Here is a 14,225-nt window from a genome sequence, read left to right as displayed (position 1 = left end):
TGCAAAATGCCTGAATCGCCAGGATCGACAAAACCCTGACGCCTCATCCTCGCACAGACAGCAACCTAAGAAAACACCACAAAGCGCATGACTACCTAGAGATGTGATCGGACAGGACAACACTCCATCACATTTCGTTTATCCCGCTTACCGGGTAAAATCCCGTCCCGAGGTCACCGGCGCGATCAGCCCAGCCCGAATCACATAATCGCCGAAATGTTCATCTGCGCCGCGTTCAGCGGCAAAACGGCGGAAGATTGGGGTCAGCGTCGCGACAATCGTCTCTTCATCGACATTTTCGAGGAACAGGCGGTTGAGGCGCTGACCGTGGAAACCGCCCCCGAGATAGAGGTTGTAGGTCCCCGGCCCCCGTCCGGAGAAGCCGATCTCGGCGACATAAGGACGCGAGCAACCGTTGGGGCAGCCGGTCATCCGCAGAATAATCGGCACCTCGCCCAGACCAAAATCGACCAGGATTTTCTCGAGCCGGGTGATGAAGCCGGGCAGATAACGCTCGCTTTCCGCCATTGCCAGCGAGCAGGTGGGCAGGGCCACGCAAGCCATCGCGTTGCGCCGCAACAGGCTGGGGCCGCTGTCGCCTCCACCATCCAATCCGTACTCGGCCAGCACAGCCTGGATTCGCCCCCGCTCATGGGCGGGAATATTGGCGATAATCAGGTTCTGGTTGGCGGTCAGACGGAAATCGCCCTGATGAATCGCGGCTAGAGCACGCACGCCCTCCATCATCCGTCCCTTCACCCGCCCGTTTTCGACGAACAGAGTGAAATGAGACCGTCCGTCCTCTCCCTCGGTCCAGCCGAACGGATCGGTGTTCGCGGTAAAGACAAAGGGACGCGGCGGCTCCAGGCTCCGCCCCAGGCGGCGTTCCAGTTCGCCCCGAAACCACGTTACCCCACGCGAATCGATGGTGTATTTCATCCGCGCATGTTTGCGGGTGACCCGGTCGCCGTAATCGCGCTGGATCGACACCACCGCCTCGGCAACCGCAATCACCTCGTCGGTGCGGCAAAAACCAATCGGATCGGCGAGACGAGGAAAGGTGGTGGGATCGTTGTCGGCCCGCCCCATCCCCCCGCCAACAACGACATCGAAGCCGACGAGTTGCCCTTCCTCGGCAATCGCGATAAAGCCAAGATCGTGGGTATAGACATCGACATCGTTCGACGGCGGAGCAGCAAACGCGATCTTGAACTTGCGCGGCAGATAGGTTTTGCCAAGCAGCGGTTCATCCTCGGCGGCGCTGCCCGCCACCTTCGTCTCATTCAGCCAGATTTCGTGATAGGCGCGGGTCTTGGGCAGGAAATGTTCGCTGGTCCGTTTCGCCAGTTCGTACAATTCGGTGTGCAGGCGCGAGCGTTCGGGCAAGGATGAGCACAACACCCCGCGCACGACATCGCCGCAGGCCCCGATCGAATCGAGCAGAGCTTTATCAATTCCCTGGATCGTCTTCTTCAGATCTTTCTTCAAGATGCCGTGGAACTGAAAGGTCTGTCGCGTCGTCAGGCGCAACGTCCCGTTGGCATAGGTGCGGGCAAGATCGTCCAGCACCAGCCATTGCTGGGGGGAGCACACCCCACCCGGCAGACGCAACCGCACCAGGAATTCAAAGGCCGGTTCCAACTTCTGCCGCCGTCGCTCGTCACGGAGATCGCGATCATCCTCTTGATAAATTCCATGGAATTTCAAAAGGCTCTGATCATCGGCGGAGATCGCGCCACTTAATGGTTCGACCAACCCTTGCGCAATCGTGCCACGCAGATAATCGCTGGATGCTTTCAGGCTTTCGGCGGGGCTGAGAGCCGACAAGGGCTGGGTGACATCGCGCGAGCGGTCTTCGGGCGAACGGGTGGGCTGCTCATCCATGGTCAATAGACGTCCCTCTGATAGCGGCCTTCGCGCTGAAGACGTTTGAGATAGTCGGCAGCCTGTTCGGGACCAAGACCGCCATGGTCGGCGACGATCCGGGTCAAAGCGGCTTCGACCGCCGGAGCCAGAGTCGAGGCGTCGCCGCAGACATAGACGTGGCCGCCCGCTTCGATCCAGGCGAAGACATCCTTGGCCTGTTCCAACAGGCGGTGCTGGACATAGACTTTTTCCGCCTGATCGCGCGAGAAGGCGACATCCATCCGGGTCAACAGTCCGGTCTTGACCAGACGCTGCCATTCGGTCTGATAGAGGAAGTCGGTACGGAAGCGACGATCGCCGAAAAACAGCCAGTTCCGTCCGCTCGCTCCGATCGCCTCGCGCTGTTGCATAAAGGCGCGGAAGGGAGCAACCCCGGTTCCTGCCCCGATCATCAGAATCGGCCGGGTCGGATCGGCGGGCAGACGAAAATGCTCGTTGGCGGCGACAAAGACCGGGACCGTGTCTTCCGGCCCGACCCGCTCGGCCAGCCAACCCGAAGCCACCCCGCGGCGGGGACGCTCGGCCGCGCCGAACGCGACCAGACCGACGGTCAGGTGGGCCTCGTCGGGATACACCAGAGGACTGGACGCCAGCGAATAGAGGCGCGGGCGCAATTTCCGCAACATCGTGACGAAGCTGCCCGGCTCGATCCCCTTGGCGGGAAACTCGCGGACGATATCGGCGATCTGGCGCCCCTTCAGATAGGCTTCGAGCTCGTCACGTTTATCGGGGCGGGTCAGCGTCTTCAGCTTTCGCGCCTTCGCCGCATCGCCATAGAGATCGATGAAGCGGGACGTCGCCAGGGTTATCTCCCGCGTCTGCTCAAGCACCGTCGCCAAAGGCTGCTGTTGCCCGCCTTCGGCGATCAAGGCATCGCGATCCAGATGCAGGGTTTCGATCAGTTCCGCCACCAGGGCCGGATCGTTCCGGGGGTGCACCCCCAGCGCATCGCCGGGCTGATAGACCAGTCCCGATCCTTCCAGCGACAGCTCGACATGGCGAACCACCTTGTCCGACCCTCGCCCCGTCAGCGGGATCGTATCCAGCAGCGGAGCCGGGAACGGATTGGCCTCGTCATACCCCCCGGCAGATGGGATGGAAGTGGCAACGGAGACAACCGGAACCTTGGTCAGGTGTGGGGCGATCGCCGCCAGGGTCGCCTCGATCCATGTCTCGGCCGGGTCTTCGTAATCGACGTCGCAATCGAGCCTGGGCATCAGGCGATGCGCCCCCAATTCTTCCAATCGGGCATCGAACTCACGGGCGGTCTTGCAGAAATGGCGGAAGCTGGAATCGCCCAGGCCCAGCACGGCAAATTCAGCCCCAGGCAAACGCGGTGCCCGACGCCCCATCAGAAATTCGTGAAATCCCCGCGCTGCATCCGGTGGCTCGCCTTCGCCATAGGTGCTGACCACCAGCAGAAGATGGCGGAGGGATTTCACTTCCTGAAGCGGATAGGACGCCATGTCGATGGCACGGGCGGCCAGCCCCATTCCAATCGCACGGCGCTCGATATGGCGGGCAAGCTCGGCGGAATGCCCTGTCTGCGATCCGAACAGGATCACCAGCGGTTCGGTCGCCACCGCCTCGGTCTTCGGCGCGGCATCACGGAATCCCTGCCCCGCCTTGGAGGCGAAACCGGCCAGATAGCCACTGATCCACAGGGCTTCATCCGCCGATACGATCCCGATCAAATCATCGAGTTTCCGGGCCGCGTCGGGGCCGAGGGGCGACGCGCGAAAAGAGGACTCTGCCGTCATGGAACCTCGGTTGTTCGCCGTTTGGAACAGGGTAGTCGGCATTTATGCAGCCGCGCCGCGTTTCTCAATGGTGCGACATCATTTTTTCCTGACGAGCATTGTTCCAGCCGATGGGCTTGTCTCGAAACGCCGCCCCCCCTATCTTCCACAGCAAATGAAGAGCATCCTCAGTCTCGATTCGATCCGCCGCTCGCTCGCCCTCAGCCGGGCGATCAAGGCGTTTACCGTCGTGCTGCTGTCCTATAGCGGCGGGATTTATTTCACTGGCCTGATCCATCCCGACTCCGCCTTGTTCGGGGCAATGTGGGCGTCCGTTTCCGGGCTGGCCTCGCTGCAAGACGATCTGCCCGGCACCAGGGTCGCCGCCACGCTGCGGGTCTGGGGTACCCTGGTCGGCGCAGTGATCGCCGCCCTCTATCTCTCTTTCCTGCCGTTCAGCCTCTTGGGCCTTACCGTTGCGGCGGGGCTGGCTGCCGGAGCCGGTGCCCTGCTCCAATTGACCGACGGTGGCCGACTGTCGGCGATCACGGTGACGGTGATCGCGATCCTGACCGTGATCAATCCCGACCTGCATCCCGTCAGCAATGCCAGCTTGCGGTTCCTCGAATCCTGTCTGGGGTCGGCGATGGCGCTGTTGGTGGCCCTGACCTGGGCGGGATCCGCGCGTCTCTGGCGGCGGAGACATCAGGCGCGATGAGTGAGGAATCTAAATCCCATCCCCACCGCGCCCCTTCGTTCATGGCCGCTGGTGCGGCCGATGGCGGCTCGTTCGAATACCGGCTGCAACGGACCCCGGTGGGGGTGGTGATCCTTGATGCGGCGCGCAAGATTCGCTCGGTCAATCCGCTGGCCCGGCAATTGTTGTTGGGCCGCGAAAGCACGACACCGCTTTACGGGGTCGATATCCTGTCCCTCCACCCCGAGGGGGCGCGGGCCAAGGTCGGCTGGCTGATCGATTGCGCCCGCGATTCGGCCGATGGAGTCGCTTCGTTGCTGGTGACGACTCCGATGGGGAGTCTGGTGGCGAAGGTGACCCGGCTGCATACCGGCCCCGCCCCCGCCAATATCGGCTATTGCATGATGTTTCATGCCCAGGGCGAGCTTCAGATGGGCGACACGGGCGAAGACGGCCTCGGCCCCCTGCTCAAACTGCCGCTGATGCGCGGCAAGGGGGGCGTTACCACGTTGATCGATGTCGATCAGGTCGCCTGCCTGACTGCCCAGGGTCATTATGCCGAAGCGAAAACGCTGTCCTTCACCGCGTTCTGCCCGCGTCCGCTGGCCGATCTTGAACGCAGGCTCGATCCGCTGACCTTCGTTCGGGTCCATCGCCGCCACCTCGTCAATATCCGCCACGTCCTCGCCGCCGAACGGGACCAGGGCCGCCTGCATCTGCGGTTGGCCGACCCGGATTCCACTCTGATCCCGGTCAGCCGAGACAAAATCGACCTGATGCGGCGTCTGTTGGCGGTGTGATCGCCGCCGTCCGTGCAGCTTCAGTGTCGTTCGTGCAGATATCGAACGGTTCACGCGCAAGGACTTGTCCGCTCAGGCCGGGCAATGTCACCCTGAGCGAAGCCTTACGGTTCGGCTTCTCCTGGCATGAAGGTACCGTCCATGACGTCTTCCCCGGCTTCGCTCTCTCTGTCCGCGGACGAGTCCGCCGCCAACCCCGATCGCTATATCAGCTTCCGCGGCATTGATTTCGACGGCAACATGGAGGTGGTGCTGGGCCATCTCTATCGCCACATCGACGACCCGGCGAAGAATAACGCCCTGTGGGACCGCTTCCGTCAGCGGCTGGCACTGGCCGAAAGCAGCGCGACCGCGACGACCGACAAGCTGCTGTTGCTCCACTCCCACGTCTATTACATGGTCGAACTGTTCGAGGACCATGACGATGACGTGGCGATGGAGGCGTTGAAGAAGCTTGAGGAAGAGTGCTTCTAACCGCCGCGTTCAGCAAGCCCCCGGGGGGAAAACCAGGGTAAAGGTTGACCCGACCCCGGGGGTGCTCACCAACGTCACCGATCCGCCATGCTGGTTCATCATCGTCCGCACCAGCGCAAGGCCAAGCCCGCTGCCCTCGATCTTGCGGACCACATTGTTGGGCACCCGTTCATAGGCATGGAACACGACCTCGTGCAGTTCGGGCGCGATCCCGATCCCGCTGTCGCTGACCGCCAACCGAACCGAGCCATCGGGATCGCAATCGCACGACACGGTAACATCTCCGCCCGGTGGGGTGAACTTGATCGCGTTCGACAACAAGTTGAACAGCATCTGACGCACAGCGCGCTGATCAGCATACAGCACCGCCCGGTTGGGGCAAGAGCACGGGACAATTGTCAGAGTGAGCCGGTGGTGCGCGGCACGTTCCCGTACCAATCGGACACAGATGGCGATCTCGGCATCGATATCGAGCGGCTGGGGAACCAGATTGTGCTTTCCCGCTTCGATCCGGGCGAGATCAAGCAGATCGTTGATGATGTCGCGCAGGTGAGAGCCGCTGTTATAGATATCGGTGACATAATCGCGGCACAATGCCGGATCGACCGGCCCGCCCAATTCGTCGCGGATAATCTCGGAAAAGCCCAGGATCGCGTTTAACGGCGTGCGCAATTCATGGCTCATCGCGGCCAGAAACTCACTTTTGGCCCGATTGGCGAATTCTGCCTGGCGCAGAGCGTCTTGCAGACGACGTTCATTGTCAATCCGCTCGGTAATGTCGTTTAAGGTCATGATCACGGTACCGCTGCCCAGCGGCGCACGGGTCAGAGTGACGGCACGCGAAGACCCGGATGCCGAGCGCAGCCGCCAGTGCGAGGGGCCGTCTCCCACCGCCGCGACGGAATCCATCTCCAGGAATTCGGCGGGAGAACGCCCGACCAAGGCCGCCGCGTCTAAGCCGGTCAATGTCGCAAAGACCGGATTGGCGGCGAGGATGCGATCGTCTTCGCCGGTGATCAGCATCGCCTCGGCCGAATGGGCGAACACGGTCTGAGTTAGCCCCAGCAACCGCACCTCGTCTTGCAGGCTGATCCGCCGCACCATCTCGCGCAGCAACAATCCGCCACCGACCAGCAGGCCGCCCAGCGACACCGCCCCCCAGAACAGCAGGATTCCGCTATTGCGCAGCCATGTTTCAATCCCGTCCTGGCGCGAGATCGCCGCCACCACCGCCAGAGGGTAATGCGAGGAAAGACGGAACGCCGCCACCCCCGCCTCTCCCGGACCGGACAGTGGCAACATCCCGGACTGGAGCCCCTGATCGACCGCGGGCATCAGCGATACTCCTCGCCCGTTGGCAAGAACCGACCGTTGGGGGTCCTCGGCGGTCAGAATCGGATGCCCATCAAGCCGGGTTAACTGTACCGAACTGGATGGTCCCAGCCCGGACGACGACAACCGGCGCAGCAGATGGGTGGGATTGAGCGCGCCGACCACAACGAAATCGGGACCGGCGGCCAGGGCAACCGGAACGATGCTGCGGGGTGACAGATCCGGCGGCATGTTGAGCAGGGGAAGGTACCGTCCGGTGACTTCACCACCCAGATCAAGCTGAGTCGGATCATGTGCCCTGTCAGCACCGAGTCCGGTGTGAAACCCCAACCGCTCCAAATCGATTGTGGCCCCCACCGATCGGTTGGCGCTGTCGGCCAGCACGCGACCGTCGCGATGGATCACCACCACTTGCCGCAGATGCGGCGCAAAGCGAAGCGATTGTTCGAACGCCTGCCGCAATGCCCCGTTATTGTTTGGGTTTCGCACGATCGAGCCGATCGCGGCCAAGGTGCTTTCGGTCGATTCAAGACTGCGAGTCAGGCTTTCCTCGGCCAGAGCAGCGACCAGACGGGCGCTCTCCCCCTGATGGTCGATTGCGTCGCGCAACGAGACCGCCACCGCTGCGGCGAACAATCCCGCCACCGAGAAGGCCAGGAATCCGGCGATCCATAACGGTCTGGCGACTCGCAGACGCGAGGCGACGGCGGGACCCGCAGCGGAAGGTGGGGTGGGCGGCGGCAGCGGACGAGCCATCCCCACTCCTTGGCTATTCGGCCAAAATCGGCAGCAGACGATGGCGCTCGGCCGCGGTGCGCAGGCGTCCGTCAGCCTTGACCGAGGCAACGAAGCGATTGACCCGGTCCAGCCAGGCCGGCTCGTTCTTGGGCAGCGCATAAGCATACGCGGTCGGCGCTACAGGCACCGGCGGTTCGATCAGCAATGCCCAGTCGGTCAGATCGGCCATCCGCCGACCATAGGGGTAATCGGTCATGAAAACATCGGCGCGGCCGCTTTCGACTTCGCGCTCGCGTTCCTGGATCGCGGAAACCACCCGCAATTCTGCGTGAACCAGACGGCGGCGCATTTCGGGTTCCATATAGGTCCCCTTTTGCACCACCACGACGATACCGGGACGATCGATATCGGCCCAGGTATGGATGGTCGGATGATCGCGGATGGTGACGGCATAGATGCCGCTGATCAAAGTGGGGGCGCTGAAGGCGACATGGGCGGCGCGATCAGCCCTGACCCCAACGGCATGCATCGCGATGTCGCAGGCATTGCCGGACAGGTTTTCGATCAGACGGGCGAACGAGCTTTCGATGAACGCCACCGACACCCCCAGATCGGCGGCAAAGGCCCGCGCCATGTCGATATCGATTCCTTCCAACGTCCCGGTGCGGGGATTGCGGAAAGTGATCGAGTAATAATCGGGCCAGATGCAGACACGCAGAACGCCGCGCTGGTAAATCGTCGATTCACGATTATCGGCCGCCTGGGCGGGAGCACCGAAGGCGAAGACGGTCAGAAGAAAAGTCAATACAATGACAGGCCGTGACGCCCACCATCGGTAGCAAACCGACATCCATCCCCCCTTCGCCAGCGTGATTGCGATCCGCCCGCGATTAACAGCGCTCACCCTTCGCACTGGCTCCGATATTGTATTATTTTCCGACATCGTACCAGCCAAGACAAGCGATGCGGGCAAGCTCGACCGGACCCAAGTGTCGGACAACTCGACACTTGACCTACAGCCCGGCTTCGGGCGCTGATGGGTCGGCCATGACCAATCCACCCCCCAAACTTGCCCTGCTTGCCCGCGCCCTGCATCACCGCAATTACCGGCTGTTCTTCGCCGGTCAACTGATCTCGCTGATCGGCACCTGGATGCAGACCGTGGCGCAATCGTGGCTGGTCTACCGTCTGACCGGCTCGGCAGAACTGCTGGGATTGATGGGATTCGCCTCCCAGGGTCCAGTCTTTCTGCTCGCCACCCTGGGCGGTGTCGTCGCCGACCGCTTTGACCGCCACCGCATCATGTTGATAACCCAGACCAGCGCGATGGTGCTGGCGGCGGTCCTCGCCGTTCTGACACTGACCGAACGGGTCCAGGTGTGGGAATTGTTCACCCTGGCCGCGCTTTTGGGCGTGTCCAACGCCTTCGACATCCCGGCCCGCCAAGCCTTCATTGTCGAGATGGTCGGGCGCGACGATCTGCCCAACGCGATCGCTCTCAATTCCTCGCTGTTCAACGGTGCCCGCCTGTTCGGTCCGGCCATCGCCGGACTGGTGGTGGCGGCGGGTGGAGAAGGATGGTGTTTCACCGTCAATGCGGTCAGCTATCTGGCGGTGATCGCCGGGCTCCTGGCGATGCGCCGCCACCCTGAGCCAAGACAACCGAGTTCCGGCAGCGTGCTGTTCAATATCCGCGAAGGCGTCGCTTTTGTCGCCGGGCACGGCCCGATCCGTGCCTTGATGCTGTTGCTCGGCATCGCCAGCCTGATGGGAATCTCCTACACCGTGCTGATGCCGATCTTCGCCGACCGCATCCTGGGCGGCGGTGCGGCCGGATTGGGCATCTTGATGAGTGCGTCAGGGTTGGGAGCGCTCTGTGCCGCGATGCTGCTAGCAACCCGCAGCAAACTCCATGGGCTGGAGACCTGGGTCGCCTATGGCTCAGTCGGGTTTGGGCTGTCGCTGGTGCTGTTCAGCCTGTCGCCTTGGTTCTGGCTGTCGGCCGCGATCCTGGTCTGCACCGGCTTTTGCTTCATGGTTCAGATGGCGTCCTCGAACACCTTGATCCAGATGATGGTCCCCGACCGCTATCGGGGGCGCACCATGGCGCTGTACTCGATTATGTTTATCGGGATGACCCCGTTCGGCGCCCTGCTGTCCGGTATATTGGCGGGACGAGTCGGGGCACCGCCGACGGTCGCGCTGGGCGGCCTGATCTGCGCCGCCGCCGGACTCCTGTTTCACCGCCACCTGCCCCGCTTGCGCGTTGAACGGCAACGCCGCGCCAGCGAAACCGAGCCGGACTGACGGCCCCTATTGCACCGCGCGGGAAAGTTCCGCCGCCAGACCCGCGGCGGAATGACCGGGATCGATGGTGGCACGAAAGCGCCCATCGGGGCCGATCAGATACAGCAACGCCGAATGGTCGATGGTGTAGAGATCGGGGGCGCTGCCTTCGACCTTGGCGGAATAGACCCGATAGCTTTTCTTGACCTGGGCGATCGCATCGGCACTGCCGGTCAGGCCGACGATCGCGGGGCTGAAGGCGGCGACGTACTGCCCCATCACCGCCGGACTGTCGCGCTCGGGATCGAGCGAAACGAAAACCGGCACGATCTTGGCGGCGGTCGCCGCGTCGAGATGGTCGAGCGCTCCGGCCAGAACGGTCAAAGTGGTCGGACAGACGTCGGGGCAGAACGTATAGCCGAAAAAGACTAGCATATACCGACCACGATAATCGCGGTCGGTAACGGTCTTTCCGGTCGGATCGGTCAGGGTGAACCCGGTATCAAGCCGGGGCGATGTGACCAGCGCCAACCCCTGGCTGATCCGTTCGGACAAACCGGGATTGAGCGCCGCCACCAGGATCAGCAAGACGGCCAGAACGGCGATCAGGCCCGCGGCCTTAACCGTGTTATTGATCACCATGCGCTCCATGATGCCCGGAAGCCGCCGCAGGCAAAGCCGCGACCGGAACCTCGATCTGGATATCTCCCGCCCGTTCGAAGGTCAGGGTCAGTGGCACATGGGCGCCGGGACCGGTCGCCGCCGGGTCCAGTCCGAACAGCATCACATGGTCGCCGCCCGGCTTCAACTCGGCCTGCCCCTGCGCGGGCACCGCAATCGCATCGACCTTGCGCATCCGCAGCACGTCTCCGTCGCGGATATGGGTGTGCAACTCGACCGAGCGGGCAGCGGTGGCAGCAGCAGCGATCAGACGGTCAGCCGGGCCGTGATTGGTGATCGTGAAAAAAGCCGCTCCATTCCCCCCCGCCACCACCGGAGGCCGCAGGGTAGCATTGCCGATCTCGATCTCGCCCGCCAAGGCGGGCAACGCGGCCATGCCCAGGATCACAGCGCCCACGGCACCGAGGAAACGCTTCATATCGCTCTCCTTTGTCTTTGACCAAGCCAGGATTCGATCCGCACCACCGCCCGCTCCAGATCGACGGTTTCCTTGGCGAAACAGAACCGGAGGTGGGAGCGGACAGCCCGGTCTTCGTAAAAGCTGCTGAGGGGAATAGCGGCGATTCCGGCTTCGGCGGTCAGGCGGCGGCACAGGGCATGATCGTCATCCCCAAGACCAGTTATCCCGGCGCAGAGGAAGTAGGTGCCATCGCAGGGCAACACCTCGATTCCCAACCCGCGCAATCCGGCCGCCAACACGTCGCGACGCTGGCGCAACGTCGCCTTCAGCCCGTCGAAATAATCGTTCCCCAGCCCCAGTCCGACCGCGACGGCGCTTTGCAGCATCGGCGGCGTGGTGAAGGTCAGGAACTGGTGAGCCCGGGCAACCGGCCCCAGCAGAGCGGGCGGAGCGGTGACATAGCCGACCTTCCACCCGGTGACCGAAAACGTCTTGCCCGCCGACCCGATCCGCAAGCAGCGCTCGCGCGCCTGGGGCAGTGTCATCAGCGGGATATGGAGCGCATCGTCAAAGGTGATGTGCTCATAGACCTCGTCGCAGACCGCGATCAGATCGTGACGATCAAGCAGATCGGCGAGAAAGGCTAGTTCGTCGCGGTCGAATACCTTTCCGATCGGGTTCATCGGGCTGTTGAGAACGATCAGTCGGGTGCGCGGCGTGATCGCATCGACAATCCGCTGACGCGGCAAATCCCAATCCGGCGGGTCAAGCCGGATCGGCACCGGCACGCCCCCGGCACGGCGGATCGCCACCCCGTAACTGTCATAAGCAGGTTGGAAGACGATCACTTCATCGCCCGGATTGAGCAGGGCGAAAAAACAATCTGCCAGCGCCTCGGTCGCGCCCGAGGTGATCAGCACCTCGGTCTCCCAATCGACGTCAAGGCCCCAAAAGCGACGATTGGCCTCGGCCACTGCCTGACGCAGGACCGGCATCCCCATCATCGGCGGGTATTGGTGCGACACCTCGTTCATAGCGCGGGCGGCGGCGGCAAGCACCTCCGGCGGTTCCATCCCCACCGGAAAGCCTTGACCGAGATTGATCGCGCCATGAGCGGCGGACAGACGCGACATCTCTTCAAAGACCGAGGTGCCGCAGGTTGCAAAAACGGGATGCACGCGCCGAACTCTCCGGCCAAAGACGACAAGCTACTAGAGTAACTGATTTAAATGAGGCACGCACCCTATCGTTGCACACGGGAGTGTGTGCGATGAATGTTGTTTTATATTCAATGCCTTATATTGATTTCTTTCTATGCCGACTCAAGCTTGACACGGCGCCCGACCATCAACGACATCACCGCGGCGAGCAGGCAGGCAACACCCGAAATCACGAAGGCCAGCCAGTAATCCCCCAGGTCGGTTCGTATCCACCCCGCCCCAAACGCGGCGACCGCCGCCCCGATTTGATGGGCAGCAAAGATCCAGCCAAACATCACCCCGGCCCGCTCGCGCCCGAACGATTGGGCAGCCAGCTTGACCGTCGGCGGCACGGTGGCGATCCAGTCCAGACCGTAAAACACCGCAAACAGCCACAGACCGAACACATCGGGACCGAAAGCGGCATCGAGAAAGATCAGCGAGAGTCCGCGCAACCCATAATACCAGAACAACAAACGGCGAGAATCCCACCGATCGGACAGCCACCCCGACAACGTGGTCCCAACCAGATCGAACGCCCCCATCAGGGCAAGCAGCCCGGCCGCCCGGACTTCGGGGATACCATGATCGAAACAGGCCGGGATCAGGTGAGTGCCGATCAGACCATTGGTCGAGAGGCCGCAGACGAAGAATCCCCCGGCCAGCAGCCAGAAATCGCGCGAGCGCAAACCCTCGCCCAACGCCACGATCGCGGTCCAGGCCGGATTACCGTGAGACGGCAGCGCAGGCGGCGCTTCACTCGCCCCCACCGGCCACAAGCCGAGATCAGCCGGACGCTCGCGCATCAGCACCCAGACCACCGGCACCAACAAAGCCGCCGCCGCCGCGATCAACAGAACGGCGACACGCCACCCCCAATGCTGAACCGCCAGCGCCATCAAAGGCAGAAACACCAATTGCCCGGTGGCGTTGGCCGCCGACAGCACCCCCATCACCGTTCCGCGCCAGGCATCGAACCAGCGAGTCACCACCGTCGCCCCCAGCACCAGGGCGATGCTGCCCGACCCGGACCCGACGACGATTCCCCACAACACGACCATTTGCCACGGCGCCCCCATCGCCGTCGTGGTCGCAACACCGATCGCCAGCACCGACAGGGCCACCACTATCGTCTGGCGCACCCCGAACCGATCCATCAAGGCGGCGGCAAACGGTGCCATCAGCCCGTACAGAACCAGATTGACCGAAATCGCCACCGAGATCGTGGCCCGGCTCCAACCGAACTCGGTTTCGAGCGGCACCATCATCACCCCGGGGGCCGAGCGAATCCCCGCCGCCACCAGCAGGGTGACGAAGGTCAGCCCGGCGACGATCCAGCCGAAATGTATCCGGTGAAAGGTAGGAAACAGCGACATCGGAACCTCGGCGATCGCGGAGAGACGGGGATAAAATGAGACAGATCGGTCTACTCCTTGCACCGATACACAGGGGTTCCTATCATTGTCAATCGATGATGTGACCGGAACCACGATGAACACCACCAAAACGCACCCGTCTGACTGTAACGGCAAACCCTGTGCCCGCGACCGCATCCTGGCCGCAGCGGCGGATTTGTTTTACCGGGAGGGAATTCGCGCCGTCGGCATCGAGGCGGTGATCGAAAAGGCGGGGGTCGCGAAAATGAGCCTCTACCGCTCATTCCCCTCTAAGGACGATCTGGTCGCGGCGTTCCTTGCCGACCGCAACCGGCGCTATTGGCTGTGGTGGGACGATGTGACAGCGGCCAGCGCGGGCAATCCCCGCGCCCAGTTGCGTGACCTGTTCAATGCCTTGGCCAAACGGATTTCCAGCCCGGATTATCGCGGCTGCGCCTTCGTCAACACCGCGATCGAGTTCCCCGACCCCACTCATCCCGGACATGCCGTCGCCCTGGCCAACAAGCGCGAATTGCGTCGCCGCCTCTGCGGGCTAACTTCGGGCTTGGGACTCGCC

13 protein-coding genes are annotated in these 14,225 nt (G+C 62.8%); 5 read left to right on the top strand and 8 right to left on the bottom strand.

All coding sequences use genetic code 11. From position 1 onward, the window contains the following. Positions 1 to 147: 147 nt before the first annotated feature. Positions 148 to 1,884: an NADPH-dependent assimilatory sulfite reductase hemoprotein subunit gene (locus K678_RS05605; RefSeq protein ID WP_021131486.1), complete on the bottom strand. Its 1,737-nt coding sequence runs from the start codon at positions 1,882 to 1,884 to the stop codon at positions 148 to 150. A 2-nt stretch (positions 1,885 to 1,886) separates the two neighbouring features. Continuing rightward, positions 1,887 to 3,686: an assimilatory sulfite reductase (NADPH) flavoprotein subunit gene (locus tag K678_RS05600; protein ID WP_021131485.1), complete on the bottom strand. Its 1,800-nt coding sequence runs from the start codon at positions 3,684 to 3,686 to the stop codon at positions 1,887 to 1,889. 154 nt (positions 3,687 to 3,840) lie between these two features. Here K678_RS05600 and K678_RS05595 point away from each other — a divergent pair, with 154 nt between their 5' ends. The 3 genes from K678_RS05595 to cowN all read left to right on the top strand — a co-directional run bounded on the left by K678_RS05595 (position 3,841) and on the right by cowN (position 5,636). Then, positions 3,841 to 4,383 (top strand): FUSC family protein, encoded by a 543-nt coding sequence (locus K678_RS05595; RefSeq protein ID WP_051185844.1) that lies wholly within the window; start codon positions 3,841 to 3,843, stop codon positions 4,381 to 4,383. After that, entirely contained in the window at positions 4,380 to 5,162 is a 783-nt protein-coding gene (locus K678_RS05590; protein ID WP_021131483.1) for a LytTR family transcriptional regulator DNA-binding domain-containing protein, read from the top strand. The genes K678_RS05595 and K678_RS05590 overlap by 4 nt, the downstream gene beginning before the upstream one ends. 141 nt (positions 5,163 to 5,303) lie before the next feature. Continuing rightward, positions 5,304 to 5,636, top strand: a complete 333-nt coding sequence (gene cowN, locus K678_RS05585; protein ID WP_021131482.1) for a N(2)-fixation sustaining protein CowN — start codon at positions 5,304 to 5,306, stop codon at positions 5,634 to 5,636. 9 nt (positions 5,637 to 5,645) lie between these two features. Here cowN and K678_RS17595 read toward each other — a convergent pair whose 3' ends face one another. Both K678_RS17595 and K678_RS05575 read right to left on the bottom strand, forming a co-directional pair. Next, positions 5,646 to 7,724: an ATP-binding protein gene (locus K678_RS17595; protein ID WP_021131481.1), complete on the bottom strand. Its 2,079-nt coding sequence runs from the start codon at positions 7,722 to 7,724 to the stop codon at positions 5,646 to 5,648. 13 nt (positions 7,725 to 7,737) lie between these two features. Beyond that, positions 7,738 to 8,511, bottom strand: a complete 774-nt coding sequence (locus tag K678_RS05575) for a substrate-binding periplasmic protein (protein WP_021131480.1) — start codon at positions 8,509 to 8,511, stop codon at positions 7,738 to 7,740. Between the two features lie 242 nt (positions 8,512 to 8,753). Here K678_RS05575 and K678_RS05570 point away from each other — a divergent pair, with 242 nt between their 5' ends. Then, positions 8,754 to 10,013, top strand: a complete 1,260-nt coding sequence (locus tag K678_RS05570; protein WP_021131479.1) for an MFS transporter — start codon at positions 8,754 to 8,756, stop codon at positions 10,011 to 10,013. A gap of 6 nt (positions 10,014 to 10,019) precedes the next feature. Here the strand turns inward: K678_RS05570 and K678_RS05565 are convergent, their stop codons facing one another. The 4 genes from K678_RS05565 to K678_RS05550 all read right to left on the bottom strand — a co-directional run bounded on the left by K678_RS05565 (position 10,020) and on the right by K678_RS05550 (position 13,648). Then, complete coding sequence (locus K678_RS05565; RefSeq protein WP_021131478.1) at positions 10,020 to 10,634, bottom strand: SCO family protein; 615 nt, start codon at positions 10,632 to 10,634, stop codon at positions 10,020 to 10,022. Continuing rightward, positions 10,621 to 11,091 (bottom strand): copper chaperone PCu(A)C, encoded by a 471-nt coding sequence (locus K678_RS05560; protein ID WP_021131477.1) that lies wholly within the window; start codon positions 11,089 to 11,091, stop codon positions 10,621 to 10,623. The genes K678_RS05565 and K678_RS05560 overlap by 14 nt, the downstream gene beginning before the upstream one ends. Then, complete coding sequence (locus K678_RS05555) at positions 11,088 to 12,251, bottom strand: aminotransferase (protein WP_021131476.1); 1,164 nt, start codon at positions 12,249 to 12,251, stop codon at positions 11,088 to 11,090. Before K678_RS05555 ends, K678_RS05560 begins: the two co-directional genes overlap by 4 nt. Positions 12,252 to 12,385: 134 nt before the next feature. Further along, positions 12,386 to 13,648 (bottom strand): MFS transporter, encoded by a 1,263-nt coding sequence (locus tag K678_RS05550; protein ID WP_021131475.1) that lies wholly within the window; start codon positions 13,646 to 13,648, stop codon positions 12,386 to 12,388. Between the two features lie 115 nt (positions 13,649 to 13,763). On the opposite strand from K678_RS05550, the gene K678_RS05545 reads away from it, so the two are divergent. Then, positions 13,764 to 14,225, top strand: a 462-nt coding sequence (locus tag K678_RS05545; RefSeq protein ID WP_039852152.1) for a TetR/AcrR family transcriptional regulator, incomplete at its 3' end; no start/stop codon positions are given.

Origin of the sequence: Magnetospirillum fulvum MGU-K5 (assembly GCF_000442515.1) — a bacterium.
GTDB lineage: Bacteria > Pseudomonadota > Alphaproteobacteria > Rhodospirillales > Magnetospirillaceae > Phaeospirillum > Phaeospirillum fulvum_B.
The sequence above is the reverse complement of the archived record's forward strand: the minus strand, read 5'-3'. Positions and strand labels throughout refer to the sequence as shown.